This is a genomic window from Tenacibaculum amylolyticum (assembly GCF_964511145.1).
GTDB classification, from domain to species: domain Bacteria; phylum Bacteroidota; class Bacteroidia; order Flavobacteriales; family Flavobacteriaceae; genus Polaribacter; species Polaribacter amylolyticum.
The window spans coordinates 50,613-65,745 of record NZ_CAZEFZ010000009.1 but is presented as its reverse complement, the minus strand read 5'-3'; the positions used below and the strand labels follow the sequence as shown (position 1 = coordinate 65,745).

The following is a 15,133-nucleotide window of genomic DNA, read 5'->3' as shown; positions in this document are numbered from 1 at the left end:
CATGAGAAAATTAATAACTGCCTATCTCCTACTCACTTTAGTGTACATTGGTGCACAACAACATAAAAAAATTAAAAACACTTCAAAAATGAATCAAATTCAATACAAAAAAATAAATGTAGATGGTGTAACTATTGCTTACCGAGAAGCTGGTAATATAAGTAAACCTACTATAGTACTTTTACATGGTTTTCCTAGTTCTTCACACCAATATAGAAAAGTACTCAACCAACTAGCTAATGATTTTCATCTAATTGCTCCAGATTATCCTGGGTTTGGTAATAGTGAGTTTCCTTCTGCTAAAGAGTATTCATATACTTTTGATAACATCGCTAAAACAATCAATACATTTCTTGAATTAAAAGAGATTAACTCTTATGCTATTATGATTCAAGATTATGGTGCTCCTATTGGATTTAGAATTGCTACAGCACATCCAGAAAGAATTACAGCAATCATTAATCAGAACGGAAATGCTTACGAAGAAGGTTTAGGTGCAGCTTGGAAAGGAATAAAAGAATTTTGGGCTAATAGAAATGATGCCACTGAAAAACCTTTATATGATACATTTACTTTAAGTGGTTTAGAATGGCAATATACACATGGTACTCGTAACCCAGAAAATGTAAATCCAGACACTTGGAATTTAGATTTTCTTAAAATTTCAAGACCTGGTGCACATGAAATGCATATTAATCTGTTTTATGATTATCAAAACAACGTGAAACTATATCCTAAATGGCAACAGTATTTAAGAGACCAACAACCTCCAATGCTAATTGTTTGGGGTAAAAATGATGCTTTCTTTCCTGAAAGTGGTGCTGAAGCATTTAAAAAAGATGTACAAGAAATAGATTACAATATCTTTAATACTGGACATTTTGCTTTAGAGGAAGACGGAAATGAAATCATTGAGAAAATAAGATCTTTTATGAAAAATATACAGTCATAATACGTAAATGGGAAGTATATACTTACCTATTAAAAAACTCAAAAACACCTCTGACACACCTTTGACACTACTCAATTATATTTTCGCACCAAGAAACATAAAAAACAATACAAATGGAGATTATCAAAACCATTACACTTTTATTATCAGGACTTTTATTATTATTTGTTGGAATCATGCGATTAAGTAATCCAGTAGGTACTTACTTAAAAAATTCAGGAATTAAGCTTGATAAGGATGTAAATTTATTGAATGAAATTAGAGGCGTTAGTGCTGTTCAGTTATTAAGCAGTATCTGTATTATAGTTGGAATATTTGTTACTAAATTAACAGTAATTTCATTTGCTATTGCTAGTATCGTTTTTATCGGGTTTCTTATTGGTAGATTAACAAGTATTCAGGTAGATGGTAAACCAAACAAACAAATTATTCAAGGCCTTAGATTTGAACTTCTATTTGGAATAGCAAACCTTTTCTGTTTAATTTATGTATTAACTTAATAACAGTCAATTTATACTAGTAGCACCTAAAAAGTTAACTTTTTAAAACTTACTTTTTAGGTGCTATTTTACTTTGTGCTACTTCAAACTTATTTTACGATCAATTGAATACAGTCCTCCACCACTAAAAACTAAAGTAAGTGCTATCCCAATCCATAAAATAAAGTATTCATATCCTTCACCTGACTGGTTTCCAAACCAATTCATAAAAAAACCATGTTCTAAATGAGCTGTAAATACAATTCCTAACGCCAATAAAATAAAGCCTAGTGCTACCAATCTTGTTGCAAACCCTACTAATAAAGCTATAGCTCCTATAGATTCTAAAATAATTACTAAAAAAGCTATGATCCATGGCAAACCAACTGTTTCTGTAAAATAATTCATGGTTCCTGTAAAACCATATCCACCAAACCATCCAAACAATTTTTGTGCTCCATGAGGAAATACAACAAGTCCTAACGTAATTCTTAAAATAAATCCAATAAATGAATCATCTGTTTTAAATAATTTATCCTTCATAATTCACTTATTTTTAATTATTATAATAAAACTTCTCATTAACTATCTTACCATCTTTCCATTCTTGCACAGCAACTTGGTTATAGTTTCGTTCTCCTAATTCTTTATGAGAATAATCGAGATGCCATTCAACCATTGTTGTATTTTCTCCAATAGTTACTTTTAATGGTTTCGCACTTCTAAATTCTACAATAGCATCAACAAATGCTTTCTCTCGCTCTCTATTTTGCTTTTTTCCTACAACTGGCGGATGCTCATTTTCTTGCATTGTAATATCTTCATGATAATACTTTTCAAAAGCATCTAGAATTTTTCCTTGAAGAATAAGATCATTCAGATCGCTAATTTTCTCTAATAAATTTGTCATAATTTCTGTATTAAAATTAATAACACAAAATTCTACAACTTACTATTGTTTAAAAATAAGCTACCTTAAAAAAGAAAGTTAATCTATCTTAACTTTTATTATTGTTCTTTAATGATTTCACTTCGTACTTTACTTAAAAACTCTTTCGTAATTCCTAAGTAAGAAGCTATTAGATACTGCGGGACTCTTTGTTCTATTTGTGGATATAAGTTTTTAAACTCGATATATCTCTCTTTTGCAGAGAGGCTAAAGTTTCTAATAATACGTTTCTCTGAAGTAACAAATGCTCTTTGAATAATTAGTCTGAAAAATCGTTCTAGTTTTGGGATTTTTTGATACAACAATTCTAAAGAATCAAATGAAAATTGAATAACTTCTGTATGTTCTAGGCATTGTACATTGTAATCTGCTGGTGTTTGGGTAAGGAAACTTCCTAAATCGGCAGCCCACCAGTTTTCAATTCCAAATAATACTACATGTTCAAGACCATCTTTATCCATATAAAATGTTTTTAAACAACCTTTCACAATAAAACTTTCATAGCGACAAACATCTCCTTGTTGTACAATGTATTGTCCTTTTAGATACTTCCTATATGTAGTATGTTCTTCTAAAAGATTAATTTCTTCAGATGTTAGCGTAATATATTTATTAATATAATCTATAAGTGGCTTATAATTGTTCAATCGTCTTTGAGTTATTTTTTACGTATACCTAGATAATTCAAATATATTTATTTTACATTAAGTATTGCCGCTATTATAATCACAAACTTAAATACGCTTTATAGTTTATCTTCTATTTGTTATTTCCTGTAATAACTCTGGTATATCAGTACAATTATCAAAAGGAGCAAAATGACCTCTTTCATTAAGAATAATTGTTTTTGCATTTAAATTTTTCAAAAACACAGAGGCATGTTTTACAGGATCTGGTGCTAATACAACATCGTTTGGTGAGTAAAAAGTCGTTACAAATGATGTATTTGAATTGATCTTGTTATAATCAAACTCTCCTTCAAAAAAGTCTTTCAAAGCTGGATATCCTAAGTCGAACCCTGCTGTACTTACCATAATAAGACCTGCAAACTTTTTATCTGTTTGCTCTAACATTCTTAATACTGCTGTTCCTCCTATACTATGCCCTATTAAAAGTGTATTTTCTGAATTTTTATCTGCTGTATCTTGTAAGATCTTAATCCAGTCTTCTGCTGAGCTATTTTCTGGATTTGGTAACGGTGGTATAATCACTTCTATTCCCTTCTCTTCCAATTGTTTTTTTACCTCTGGATACCAAGCTGTTTGTGCATCTGCAGGCCATGCATGCGCTAATATTACTCTTTTAATTGTTGATGTTACTGTTTTCATTTGATTTAAATTTTCGTTTTTACTTTTTACTGATTGGAAATTAGGTATTATTATAAACTGCATAATGGCAACAATTACACTGGCAGATATAAACACGCTCAAGTATTTATTTTTGGAAATGCTTGGTGCAAATTGCTCCATTATTTTTCTTGTAATTAAGATTAAGCTGAATATTACTACTAGAAATAATGCATATTTTACTATTGCTTCCATAAGTTTTACTACTTTTTGAAGCAAAATTAGCGAGTGGTTACGTAGTTAATAGCACCTATTTTATGCTATAAATAACCATTTTTATGCATCTCTATATTCTCTAGGTGTTTTCCCAGTTTTTTGCTTAAAGAAACGAGTAAAATGAGATGGTTCTGAGAATTTTAAATATTCTGAAATAGCTGCAATTGATTCTTTTTCGTTGTCTTTTAATAATACTTTTGCTTGCAGTATTATCATATCTTTTATAAAAGTTGAAGCCGAGATACCTGTTTCTTCTTTAATAACTTTATTCAAATGATTAGGTGTCACGTTCAGTTCATCTGCAAACTCCTGAACAGTATTTAAAGTTGGAAACTTTTCAACCAATAGCTTTTTATATTTAAAACTTATTTTTTTTGACGTTTGATTGATTGAATGCTGTACTTCCCATAAGTTTTGGATACGAAAAAAAAAGCTCATTAATTCATGAAATATTATTTCATGTTTATTCGTAAGTGTACTTTGGTAATCTGTAATGATTTGCTCTAAGCTCTGAACAAACAATGCTGTGCTTTTTTCTGGTAATTTTAATAAAGGTTGATTATTAGATTCTAAAAATGAAAAGTGTCTAAAAGCTGAAGAATTCATTAGTTTATTAGCTATAAAATCTGTAGAAAAATGACAATAATACCCTTCTACATCTTCGCTTAAATAATGATTTGATACAATAGCATACGCAGGTAAAATTAACATTGCAGGAGCAATGATATCATACATTTCTAATCCAATAGAACGTTTTGCTGATCCTTTGGTCAACAAAATAAAATCTGGAATGTTTTTTCTATGTGTAGTTCCATTTGTTTGTAAGTACTCTTTTACCTCTTCTAATCTATGGATATGAAATACTTCGTAATTTTCTTGATAAATATGAGTAGCGTGTAACTCCTCCGAAATGTTTAAGGACCTAAAAGTTTTTGCCGATAAAGGAGATAGTTTTTTCATCTTAGAATAATCTTACTCATTATTACAAAATTAGTATTAAATACAGACATCGAACAAAGAATCTATTATACAATATTCTACAGAGAAAAGTATTATTACAAGTATCTTATTTATTGAAGCTCATTTGTTAGATGAAAATGATGGAATTTCACGGAATTTATTACAAAAATAGAACCACAAATTCTGAGTTAAAAAATGTACATTTAAACTTTATAAATTGGTGTTCTTACAAACTCCATATTTCAGTATGAATTCGTTCAAACATACATTACATGATTAAGTTTCTTAAAGAGGTTTTCAACCATTTTTTTAATAGTAACACCTTTCAAAAAGGTGCTTCTCTTGCTTATTACGCTGTGTTTTCTCTTTTACCTATGATTATGATTATTTCTTCTATTCTTGGTATTTTCTTTGGAAAGCAAGCTGTATCTGGTGAAATGTATGCACAAATAAAAGGAGCACTTGGAGCAGAAGCTTCTATGCAAATTCAAGATTTTATTAAAAATCAACACACAAACCATAATAGCGTTGTTACTGCCATTATTGGTTTTGCAACTTTAGCTTTAAGTGCCTCTGGTATGTTTAGCCAAATTCATAATTCCTTTAATAGTATTTGGAGTATAAAGGCAAAACCCAAAAGTAGTATTCTAAGGTATGTAACTAAACATTTGGCTTCTTTTGCTATTTTAATTCTTTTATTTTTTATCGTATTAGTTAGTACAACAGTTAGTAGCTTTTTATCTAAATATGCACCTACAATTCATCATGCATATAAATCACTTTTCATATACGAACATATTGCTTCTATAGTCGTATTAAGTATCATTTTTACGATTATGTTTAAGTTTTTAGGTGATGCTATTGTACGCACAAAAGTTGCGCTTTTAGGAGGTATTTTTACTTCTGTATTATATAGCTTTGGTAAAATTGGTATTGGAATGTATATAAGTCATAGTCATATTACCTCTACATTTGGCTCTGCCAGTGTTCTTGCTTTAATTATGCTTTGGGTATATTATATTTCTCAAATTATTTTTCTTGGAGCTTCTTTTGTACAAATACTAAGTATAAGAACAGGATGTGATATTCTCCCCAATAATAATGCTGTTAAGATTGAAAATATCGAAATTAAACACGACTCTTAATTTAAAATTGAGATAACCTTTATTATATCCTATTAAGTCATTAGAATTTGTCTTTATAATAGAAAGTTGGTAACTTTAAAAACAACCAAACCATTCTTTCTAATCTATGAAGCAAGTAAAGCTAAAAAAGATCTCGTTATACATAATTCTTCTTTTATTAATTGTAATCAGTACGTTATATATAATTCCAGTTCAAAAGAAAGAGTTTTCTGAGCTTTACAATGATAATTCAGAAATTCAGGCTTCACTATTGCATTTTCGGGAATATCCGAAAACTAAATTAAAAATCGAAGGCATAGATTGGGAGTATTTATCAATTGGTAATGGAAAACGATATTTATTGTTTTTACATGGAATGGGTGGTGCTTATGATATATGGTGGCAACAAATAGAACACTTAAAAAAAGACTTCAATATCATTAGTATTACCTTACCTGAAATTCATTCGCTTACAGAAGTTACAAATGGCATTGTTACTATTTTAAATAAAGAAAAAATTGATACAGTAACTGTAATAGGAAGCTCTATGGGTGGTTATATTGCACAATATTTTATGAGTACATATCCTAATAAGATATATAAAGTTGTTTTAGGAAATACTTTTCCTCCTAACGATATATTCAAAACTAAAAATGCTAAGCTGAGAAAACTAGTTCCTTTTTTTCCTGAATGGCTTGTCATGTCTAAGTTTAAAGAAAATGTAACTACTACAGTAATTCCAGCTTCTGAAAACTCTAAACTTGTAGAAGCTTATTTAATAGAACAATACTCTGGTCTAATGTCAAAAAATCAGTTTATTGGACGATTTGATATTGTTCTAGAGTATTTTGATGTTCAGAGAAATACCATTGACAAAACAATTCCAATTTTAATCATAGAATCTGAGAACGATCCACTTGTTCCAGTAACTTTAAGAGAAAAATTAAAAAGTACATATCCAGAAGCAACAGTCTTTTCTTTTAAAGATAAAGGGCATTTTCCTTATTTAAATAGACCTAAAGAGTATAATAGTATACTCTATAACTTTCTTAATTCAACATTACAAACTAAACAAGAAAAAGAATAGTAATTACTATTCTTTTTCTTCTAAATAAGCCTTTTTGAGTTTCTCAACATTCTTAATAGATTGTTGTATCCACTGACTATAAATTTCTTTTTGTTCTTTTTCTGATAATTCCCAAGCAATATCTGATTTTCTCAAACGACTTGTAACATCTTGTAAAATGATAGCTGCAGCTACAGAGATATTTAAACTCTCTGTAAACCCTACCATTGGTATCTTTAAATAACCATCTGCATTTTCTAACATAAAATCCGATACCCCTTCTCTTTCTACCCCAAATACAAAAGCTGATTTCTTTGTGATATCAAAATCTGATAAATAACATGAATCATTATGAGGAGTTGTTGCAATTACTTGATATCCTTTATCTTTTAAAGCTTTAAAACATTCTTCCGTATTATTCTTATCGGATTTAAAACGGTGAAAGTCTAACCACTTCTGGCTTCCTTTTGCTATTTTTCTAGATACTTTATTTACATAGCTATTCTCAACAGTATGTACATCTTGAATTCCAAAAATATCACAACTTCTTACTACGGCACTTGCATTATGAGGTTGAAAAACATTTTCTAAAACAACTGTAAAATGTCTTGTTCTATTTGCTAAAACCTGTTTAAAGGTTTCTTTTCTATTATCTGTTACAAATCCTTCTAAGTAGGCTAATAATTCATCTGCTATCATAGGACAAACTTATAAAAATTATTACTTTAGACTAATGAAAAGAATTGTTGTGCTCACAGGAGCTGGAATAAGTGCCGAAAGTGGTATTAGTACATTTAGAGATGCGAATGGTTTATGGGAAGGTCACGATATTATGGAGGTTGCTTCTCCTCAAGGTTTTAGAAATAATCCTTCATTAGTTTTAGACTTTTATAATCAACGTCGTAGGCAATTATTAGAAGTAACACCTAATAAAGCGCATTTTAATCTAAAAAAATTAGAAGAGCAGTACCATGTAGATATTATTACACAAAATGTAGACGATTTACACGAACGAGCACATAGTTCTAATATTCTTCATTTACATGGTGAATTATTAAAAGCACGAAGTACTTTTAATGAAACACTCGTGTATCCTTGGAAAAAAGATATTCTTTTAGGGGACTTAGCTGAGGATAAAGCTCAATTAAGACCACATATTGTTTGGTTTGGTGAGGATGTTCCTTTATTGGAAAAGGCCATAACAATTACAGAACAAGCAGATGTTTTAGTGATCATTGGGACTTCTATGCAAGTATATCCGGCAGCAAGTTTGGTAAACTTTGTTCGCCCAGAAACTCCTATTTACTTTATAGATCCAAAACCTTCTGTAAATAAAAACGTCTTTAATAATTTAACCATTATTAAAGACGTTGCTACATTGGGGACAGACAAATTATTGAATTTATTGCTGTTTTAGCTTTTTACGTACGTAATCATTAGATTGTCATCTGCTCCCTTAAGATCTTCAAGTAACTCAATAATGAGTTTATTTTCCGAGATCTCAATAATTCTGTGGAAAATTGTTCCATCTCCAGAAATCTTAATTAACTTCTTGGCATTATCATAATTCCAAGAAGATGTTTTTGAATCACCAAAATGGTTTTCCTCAACCTTTCCATCTTTGGTGAATAACAACCATTCATCTTCTTTGTTAGATGATAATTCTGGCTCCTCTCCTTTCTCTTGTACTGATTCTACGTACCATTTCCCAGAAGTTAGAATTCCTTCAACATCTTGCGCTTTAACAGCGAAAGACAATAAACCTAAAAAAAATGCAAATACTATTTTTTTCATTATATACTGATTGAGTTTGTATTCAAAAATAAACAAAAGTTAGACCAATTTAGTAAATGTTAATAATTAACTTATAATTTTTTCAAAAAATTGGTATAATCTTCCGTCAGATATTGTACTTCCTTTCTCTATTAAATCGAAAATTTCGGCATTTTTATTACTATTGTATTCTTTCTTACCATTCAATAAAGTTACTTCATCGCTACCATAATTCTCTAGTAACCAAGTGTAACCATTTTGGGTTAAAAAATCAATCTCTTTAGTCGTCTTAATCACAATTCTTTCTATAATTGTATCTCCACATTTAAATAAATTGATTGCTTGTGGAGAGAAGTGTTCTAAAAACTTCGTTTTATTCAGCACATCTTCCCAAACAATGTCGCTAAATAAATTCATTTCCTCTTCTGCTAATTCTGGATTAGTTTCTTTAATAGTATTCCATTCATTAACATCAATACTTTGTGTAGCCAAAAATTTTGAAAATTCCTCGTGTAGATTTTCAAATTGTTCTTTTGTTAACTGCCTATATTTCATGAGGCAATTTTAAGAATACATTTGGATTTGAGCAATTATCTTTAAAGTAATTTATAAACCTAAATTCACTTATATCTCAACTAAAACTTAAAAATATACATAAAACCCCATTACATTTATAAATATAATGGGGCTTCTAATAATTACTAAACTTACATTAAATATGCATCAGTTTAAATTCAATTATTTTTTAATTATTTTTCTAGTTACTTTCTCTTTATCTATAAATAATTCTATTAAATATAAACCTCTAGATAAATTACTAATATCTATTTTTTTATTACTTATAATACCACTACTTACTTTTTGTCCTCCAACACTATAAATCATAAATGGTATGTTTTCTTTACCACTTGATATTGTAATAAAATCTTTAGACGGAACAGGGTAAACTGTAAGGTTTTCTTTCCCATTTGTGGCCACTCTTCTAGCTTCTTGTAAGTCTACAACATTAATGCGGTAATCTTCTACTTCTATTGCTTCATTACAAATATTTGCATCTCTTAGTGCAGTAGTAATACGCAATCTCTTAACTCCATTTGTTACATTTTCAGGTATGTTTAATGTCCCTACTAATTCAGATTCTGAATCAAATTCATTTTCTACTAATAATGTTTCTGATGGATCATCAAAATCTCCATCTTCATTATAGTCTATTGAAACATAAGCAACTTGGTTATCTGTCAATTCACCATTAAAAAACAATGTAAAAGGAGTTGTTCTAACCTTTTGTATATCTACCACTGGATCACTTGTAAAATCAGAATATTGATATAATTCATTACCATTTGTAAAGTTTTGAATTTCACCATTTCGCCCAAATACTACAGCTCGTATACTAACATAGCTATCATCTGCAGCTATAAATTGAGGTACGCAATATGCCAGATTCGCATTATCTTCAATTGTAAAATCTGCATCAGAAATATCAAAGAAAACATTTGCTCTACCTTGTACCATAATTCTATTTTGCTCTCCTCCAGCATTAGGAATCACTACATCATGAGAACCATCATTTGGAACTCCACTAGCTAATGAAATTCTATTATCAAAATCTCCGTTTTGAATTAGAAAAATATTTACTCTTTCTGTATCAATTCCATTACCTGTAGTTCCTGCTACATTCCAAGTAATTGTTTGTGTAGCATTAGCCACCAAAGAAAGATTACTATCATTTAGAGAAGTAACTCTAAAAGCTTCTCCAGTATCTACTGTTCTTATTCTAGTATTAGCAAAAGCTGTTCTACCTCCATTAGGATCGTTATCTCTTACTGTAAGTCTAAAATTCATGGTTCTAGAAACTGAAGGTACTACCTCCATTTCATTTGCTGTGCTTCCTGCTAAAATAGTTTCTAAATTAGGCATGAAACGATAATTTTTAGTCGATGGTGGTATCGATCTAAATGCTGGACCTTGTTGTGTATTGCTTTGTAGCGGAAATGGAGCAAATTCTGGATCTTGTTGTTCGAAAACATAAGTTGCTACATTATCATTCCCTGTTCTTCTTGCTGTAAGAAGAAAAGGTGTACTTGCAGGAATAGTCATATCTCGCAATCTTATATTAGCTACTGGAGCTGTTTCATTTCCTGAAGCTCTTGATACTCCACAAGGAGTAGGCCTTCTATCTAACGCTTCAAAGTTATCTAATATTTGTTGAATAGTGACTGCGTTAAAATAAGTAGCATTAGATCTATCTACAAGCTCATCTCCAGGACGGCAAGCTCCTCTTCCCATTATTGAGTTCCCATAGTGCGGTTCTACAGTTGTTATACGATTTCGCTCTTGCCCACAAGTAAAATTATTGTGTGTATGAGTAGCTCCAAATGTATGGCCAACCTCATGCGCTAAAGTAAAAGTAATTGTAGGCATTAATTCTTCAAAATTATCAGTGTTTGCAGCAACATAAGCATATCTATTTTCACTACATACTGCATCTTCTATAAAACCAGCACCATCAATATCCATTACTGTGGTAGAAAAGGCTGTAAATAAATCAGCATCTGTACTACTAATACCAACTATTCTATTTATAAAACGAGTAATTCCAAGACCAGCTTCAAAAACACTAACAAAGAAATTTGTTTCTGGACCTTGGTTAACAACAATTAAATCATCATTGTTAGCTATTAATTGAAAAGTAACTGATAGATCTGTTTCATAAATTCCAGCAACACGTGTTGTATGTGTAACAATATCTGCCATTACTGCCTCTTTTATTTGCGCTTCTGTCGCTCCATCTCCCAAGTTTGCCGATTCAGTTACAGCTTCTGTATATTCGAAAGTCACTGGTGTTGCCAATCGTAATGTTCTTAACCTTCCATCATTTAATCTATTTCCTAATTGTCGGTCATTTTCTTTATAGCTTGTTTTTACACTACTCTCTTTTGTTAAACACTGAAAGTCAGCTTTATTCTCCATATCCTCTAAATGATACAATGTGTATTTTTTTTCATTTGAAACAGTTACAGGATCTAGAAAAGCTACGTCCTTTCCTGGCGTCATAATCATTCCATGAAAATCATTTTTGTCTACATTAAATCTAATTACCGAAGTTCCATCTACTTCAATTCCTTTGTAGGATTTTATAGCTGGATATTTAGCAGCTAGTTGAGGGTTCATTACAGAAGCTTCATATACTTCGTATTGTTTCATGTTTCCCTCTCCGTCAGGGAATTCCATCATTGTAGATTTTGTTCCTATTCTATTTTGTAAAGTAACTTGTTTTAAGTTATTCTTTAAATTATTAAAGTTTAAGTTGTATAAATGTTTATTTGGTAGTGCTGTTTCACTTCTTTGTAGGGCATTCTCATGAGCAGCTGTTTCTTCCCATGAAGTTTTTGTTTGTGAAATTCCAATTGTAAGTATAAAAGAACCTACAAAGGATAGTATTAATTTTTTATTCATTTTTTTCTATTTAGATAAGATACATCTGGGGGACTAGTATTTGTACCAGAAATAATTTTACATGTTTGAAAGTACTTTCATTACAAATCTAACATACATGTTTCCCATGGAAAATATTTTCATGTATCAAAAATCTATTTTGACACATGTTACATAAATAAAAACAACCTAAAAAACTAATTATCAATACATTTAAAAAACCTGTATTAATTCAATAAAAGTATTTGACTCTATATTGTAGTAAGTATGAAGTAAGTAAAATTAGAGTAGCATTTTTTTGAAACTAATTCTTTATATTTTTGATACTTAACTATATAAGTATACTATTCAGAATTTATTTTTATATGCTTCTTAAAAAGGTAATTTTAAAAGTAAGTTTGGATTTGGACAGTTAACTTTAAAGTAATTTACATCATTTTTAGAACAAACTCCTGGATAATCACCTATATATTCTCCCATATCTTTAATGAGTTGAAAATGTAAGTGTGGAGCATAATCACCATTTATTGTATGATCTCCAAGTGTTCCTATTATTTCTTCTTTTTTTACTTTTTGTCCTACTTTTTTATTTTTAATAGATTCTAATGATAAATGTCCATACAATGAGAAAAACACAAAATTACCTACTTCATGTTTTATAATAATAGTAGGACCATAATCTCCATAGTTTTTATTGTTTCCAAAACTATGAATTTCTCCATCTAAAACTGCTAATACATTGGTCTGTTCTGCGCACCATAAATCAATTCCTAAATGAATATTACGTTCATCATCACCAGCTTCTTTATTAAAATAAGTACTTCTTTTATAAATATCCCTTTTCTCTAAATAACCACCGTAAGCTACAGTAGCTTCGTTTTTTGACTGTAGATACTTATCTATATATGCTTCCCAAGCTAATGCAGAGGAAACATCAAAAGATGTTAATGTTTTATTCTCAGATGAAATTGATATTGGCACATATTTTTCTAAAGAAATGTTATTGTCAATTACTTTAAGAGGTTCTTGTGCAATGGAATACAAAAAATCGTTCATAATATAAAAAAGAAAAACCGCCTATGTTAGGCGGTTCAAATATCTGAATTTCTATAGAATTAGAAAATCATATAACTATCATTATCTTGATACTGTTCCTGAAATTGCTTTACCAGAATATGTATTTGCTACTGAAAAAGCTGTAGAAACTGCTTGATTATTTAATTTTTGTACAAACGGCTTTAATCCAAATGGTGCTTGCGCATCGTTCATAGTTGGCTCAATAGAAATTACTACTGTTGCATTTACTAAATCGATTGGAAAAGTTACGTTTGGATATCTATTGTTTGGATCAACGATATAATCTTCTCCTGGGAAAGGAGGAACTCCATTTGGTCCTTTGAACTCATTGTTATTAGCTGCTCCAAAAAAGCTTACATCAGCCATATTAGGATCTGAGAATCTACCTGTTGAAACTGGTGTAGGATTTCCTGCATTATCATTAACAACTACCCAACCTTCATAAATCCATCCATTACCTAATGTTGGTAAATTTGTAAATCCTCCACTTGTTGGTGGTAATGCATTAATAAACCAAATACCATTCGCATCTGAACCAACAGTACCTACAGATGGAGCTTTTAAAAATGCTTGAGCTGTAGCAGTTTCTAAATTACTAGACCCACTATATAAAGCATCATCTGTTGAAGGAGTTGCTGTATTATTTGTAAATGCACCTTTAGAAAAAATCCATCCACTAGGACTCGTTAAATCAGTTCCTGTTTCTGTTGCTGGTTCAATAGTAAGAACATATTCAGTTGCTGCGTTTACTTTATCAATATCTAATGCAGAACTCGTATAATTTGCTCCTTCAGTATTCGAAAATCTTCCTGTAGATATTTTCTCTGTACCTACTATTAACCAACCTTCATATACAAAATCGCTACCTAATTCTGGTAAATTTTGAAAAGATTGTGTTACGGTCTTTGTTGTAATTACGTTTTCATTGTCATCGCTACAAGAGGTAAAGGTAACGACACTTAATATAGCTAAGCTTAGAAATACTTTTTTCATTGTCTTTTATGTTTTGAGTTCTACTAATACAAAGCTATCGTATGAAATTCATAAAAAATGTAAGCTAGCTTACATTTGAAGTTTTTTTTGAAATAATTCCTTTTTTTAGGGTAAAATGAAAACGAGGAATTAGGATTTACTTATAGTTTCACATGATTTATTATTCATTTTTAATCACCGTTCTTTAGAATTCTTTTATTCTAAATTTTGTGCCTCTAAATAATTACATAAAATTAGATGAGAACCTGAAGTTAATTATTACTGTTTAGTTGCAAACTTATATTCTTCTTTTAAAAATAACTACGTGCTTTAAAAGGGTTCAGTAATAGTTTCAGATTCCCATCATCATTAGCAACAAAAGGATTAGGGATTATAAATAATTTATATTTTTTAGTTTTTTATTTACTGTAATGGAATTTAAACGATCTAAACATTTCTTTTTAAATCGTTCGCATTTTCCCCGTTTCTAAACCTTCTAGTATTGTTTCGTAAAAAGTACCTAATAAAACATATTCTAGCGCTGGTTCCATCAAAATTAACGCTTTCATAATCTGTTATGGCTCTTGATAAGGCAAGAAAAATTCTTGTTTTATCAATTACAATACATAATGGTTTGTTCCCACAGGTGAATCTAGAACTGCTACTCCAGATATAATCTTATCTGTTGCGCTATTCCCATTATAAACTTAAATGGGATTCTGTTAAGATTCCAGCTACTGATGAGGTTACTTTCTATCTACATTTTACACATAAGATAAAT

The 15,133-nt window shown here is 30.1% G+C and carries 16 protein-coding genes; 5 read left to right on the top strand and 11 right to left on the bottom strand.

Annotation, left to right across the window (positions count from 1 at the left end; genetic code table 11):
* Position 1: 1 nt before the first annotated feature.
* Positions 2–952: an alpha/beta fold hydrolase gene (locus ACKTTC_RS04920; protein ID WP_408038690.1), complete on the top strand. Its 951-nt coding sequence runs from the start codon at positions 2–4 to the stop codon at positions 950–952.
* Between the two features lie 113 nt (positions 953–1,065).
* Positions 1,066–1,452 carry a DUF4345 family protein gene (locus tag ACKTTC_RS04915; protein ID WP_408038689.1) on the top strand — a complete coding sequence of 129 codons (387 nt, stop codon included), beginning with the start codon at positions 1,066–1,068 and terminating at the stop codon, positions 1,450–1,452.
* A gap of 78 nt (positions 1,453–1,530) precedes the next feature.
* Here the strand turns inward: ACKTTC_RS04915 and ACKTTC_RS04910 are convergent, their stop codons facing one another.
* The 5 genes from ACKTTC_RS04910 to ACKTTC_RS04890 form a co-directional block, all read right to left on the bottom strand.
* Positions 1,531–1,974: a DoxX family protein gene (locus ACKTTC_RS04910; protein WP_408038688.1), complete on the bottom strand. Its 444-nt coding sequence runs from the start codon at positions 1,972–1,974 to the stop codon at positions 1,531–1,533.
* Positions 1,975–1,987: 13 nt separating this feature from the next.
* Positions 1,988–2,341: a SnoaL-like domain-containing protein gene (locus tag ACKTTC_RS04905; RefSeq protein WP_408038687.1), complete on the bottom strand. Its 354-nt coding sequence runs from the start codon at positions 2,339–2,341 to the stop codon at positions 1,988–1,990.
* 98 nt (positions 2,342–2,439) lie between these two features.
* Positions 2,440–3,027 carry a Crp/Fnr family transcriptional regulator gene (locus tag ACKTTC_RS04900; RefSeq protein WP_408038686.1) on the bottom strand — a complete coding sequence of 196 codons (588 nt, stop codon included), beginning with the start codon at positions 3,025–3,027 and terminating at the stop codon, positions 2,440–2,442.
* A 105-nt stretch (positions 3,028–3,132) separates the two neighbouring features.
* Positions 3,133–3,921: an RBBP9/YdeN family alpha/beta hydrolase gene (locus tag ACKTTC_RS04895; protein ID WP_408038685.1), complete on the bottom strand. Its 789-nt coding sequence runs from the start codon at positions 3,919–3,921 to the stop codon at positions 3,133–3,135.
* Positions 3,922–4,002: 81 nt separating this feature from the next.
* Positions 4,003–4,902 (bottom strand): helix-turn-helix domain-containing protein, encoded by a 900-nt coding sequence (locus ACKTTC_RS04890; protein ID WP_408038684.1) that lies wholly within the window; start codon positions 4,900–4,902, stop codon positions 4,003–4,005.
* A 272-nt stretch (positions 4,903–5,174) separates the two neighbouring features.
* Between ACKTTC_RS04890 and ACKTTC_RS04885 the strand changes: the two genes are divergently transcribed.
* Positions 5,175–6,047 carry a YihY/virulence factor BrkB family protein gene (locus ACKTTC_RS04885; protein WP_408038683.1) on the top strand — a complete coding sequence of 291 codons (873 nt, stop codon included), beginning with the start codon at positions 5,175–5,177 and terminating at the stop codon, positions 6,045–6,047.
* 106 nt (positions 6,048–6,153) lie between these two features.
* Positions 6,154–7,113: an alpha/beta fold hydrolase gene (locus ACKTTC_RS04880; protein ID WP_408038682.1), complete on the top strand. Its 960-nt coding sequence runs from the start codon at positions 6,154–6,156 to the stop codon at positions 7,111–7,113.
* A gap of 6 nt (positions 7,114–7,119) precedes the next feature.
* Here ACKTTC_RS04880 and ACKTTC_RS04875 read toward each other — a convergent pair whose 3' ends face one another.
* The gene (locus ACKTTC_RS04875) at positions 7,120–7,791 is read right to left on the bottom strand and encodes a TrmH family RNA methyltransferase (RefSeq protein WP_408038681.1); all 672 of its coding nucleotides are present in this window, start codon (positions 7,789–7,791) and stop codon (positions 7,120–7,122) included.
* Positions 7,792–7,825: 34 nt separating this feature from the next.
* On the opposite strand from ACKTTC_RS04875, the gene ACKTTC_RS04870 reads away from it, so the two are divergent.
* On the top strand, positions 7,826–8,509 hold the full coding sequence (locus tag ACKTTC_RS04870; RefSeq protein WP_408038680.1) for an SIR2 family NAD-dependent protein deacylase: 684 nt from the start codon (positions 7,826–7,828) through the stop codon (positions 8,507–8,509).
* Here ACKTTC_RS04870 and ACKTTC_RS04865 read toward each other — a convergent pair.
* From ACKTTC_RS04865 to ACKTTC_RS04845, 5 genes are all read right to left on the bottom strand, one after another.
* A complete protein-coding gene (locus tag ACKTTC_RS04865; RefSeq protein ID WP_408038679.1) occupies positions 8,506–8,886 on the bottom strand; it encodes a lipocalin-like domain-containing protein in 381 nt (126 codons plus the stop codon). The genes ACKTTC_RS04870 and ACKTTC_RS04865 overlap by 4 nt on opposite strands.
* Positions 8,887–8,952: 66 nt before the next feature.
* Complete coding sequence (locus tag ACKTTC_RS04860; RefSeq protein ID WP_408038678.1) at positions 8,953–9,420, bottom strand: DUF6495 family protein; 468 nt, start codon at positions 9,418–9,420, stop codon at positions 8,953–8,955.
* Between the two features lie 183 nt (positions 9,421–9,603).
* Positions 9,604–12,324, bottom strand: a complete 2,721-nt coding sequence (locus ACKTTC_RS04855; RefSeq protein ID WP_408038677.1) for a zinc-dependent metalloprotease — start codon at positions 12,322–12,324, stop codon at positions 9,604–9,606.
* 351 nt (positions 12,325–12,675) lie between these two features.
* Complete coding sequence (locus ACKTTC_RS04850; RefSeq protein WP_408038676.1) at positions 12,676–13,359, bottom strand: peptidoglycan DD-metalloendopeptidase family protein; 684 nt, start codon at positions 13,357–13,359, stop codon at positions 12,676–12,678.
* Between the two features lie 81 nt (positions 13,360–13,440).
* On the bottom strand, positions 13,441–14,373 hold the full coding sequence (locus ACKTTC_RS04845) for an anti-sigma factor (RefSeq protein ID WP_408038675.1): 933 nt from the start codon (positions 14,371–14,373) through the stop codon (positions 13,441–13,443).
* Between the last annotated feature and the right edge of the window lie 760 nt (positions 14,374–15,133).

Excerpts from the sequence above, each read along its gene's own strand:
- ACKTTC_RS04920 (WP_408038690.1), top strand. The coding sequence starts at position 2 with ATGAGAAAATTAATAACTGCCTATCTCCTACTCACTTTAGTGTACATT.
- ACKTTC_RS04915 (WP_408038689.1), top strand. The coding sequence starts at position 1,066 with ATGGAGATTATCAAAACCATTACACTTTTATTATCAGGACTTTTATTA.
- ACKTTC_RS04910 (WP_408038688.1), bottom strand. The coding sequence starts at position 1,974 with ATGAAGGATAAATTATTTAAAACAGATGATTCATTTATTGGATTTATT.
- ACKTTC_RS04905 (WP_408038687.1), bottom strand. The coding sequence starts at position 2,341 with ATGACAAATTTATTAGAGAAAATTAGCGATCTGAATGATCTTATTCTT.
- ACKTTC_RS04895 (WP_408038685.1), bottom strand. The coding sequence starts at position 3,921 with ATGGAAGCAATAGTAAAATATGCATTATTTCTAGTAGTAATATTCAGC.
- ACKTTC_RS04890 (WP_408038684.1), bottom strand. The coding sequence starts at position 4,902 with ATGAAAAAACTATCTCCTTTATCGGCAAAAACTTTTAGGTCCTTAAAC.
- ACKTTC_RS04885 (WP_408038683.1), top strand. The coding sequence starts at position 5,175 with ATGATTAAGTTTCTTAAAGAGGTTTTCAACCATTTTTTTAATAGTAAC.
- ACKTTC_RS04880 (WP_408038682.1), top strand. The coding sequence starts at position 6,154 with ATGAAGCAAGTAAAGCTAAAAAAGATCTCGTTATACATAATTCTTCTT.
- ACKTTC_RS04875 (WP_408038681.1), bottom strand. The coding sequence starts at position 7,791 with ATGATAGCAGATGAATTATTAGCCTACTTAGAAGGATTTGTAACAGAT.
- ACKTTC_RS04870 (WP_408038680.1), top strand. The coding sequence starts at position 7,826 with ATGAAAAGAATTGTTGTGCTCACAGGAGCTGGAATAAGTGCCGAAAGT.
- ACKTTC_RS04865 (WP_408038679.1), bottom strand. The coding sequence starts at position 8,886 with ATGAAAAAAATAGTATTTGCATTTTTTTTAGGTTTATTGTCTTTCGCT.
- ACKTTC_RS04860 (WP_408038678.1), bottom strand. The coding sequence starts at position 9,420 with ATGAAATATAGGCAGTTAACAAAAGAACAATTTGAAAATCTACACGAG.
- ACKTTC_RS04855 (WP_408038677.1), bottom strand. The coding sequence starts at position 12,324 with ATGAATAAAAAATTAATACTATCCTTTGTAGGTTCTTTTATACTTACA.
- ACKTTC_RS04850 (WP_408038676.1), bottom strand. The coding sequence starts at position 13,359 with ATGAACGATTTTTTGTATTCCATTGCACAAGAACCTCTTAAAGTAATT.
- ACKTTC_RS04845 (WP_408038675.1), bottom strand. The coding sequence starts at position 14,373 with ATGAAAAAAGTATTTCTAAGCTTAGCTATATTAAGTGTCGTTACCTTT.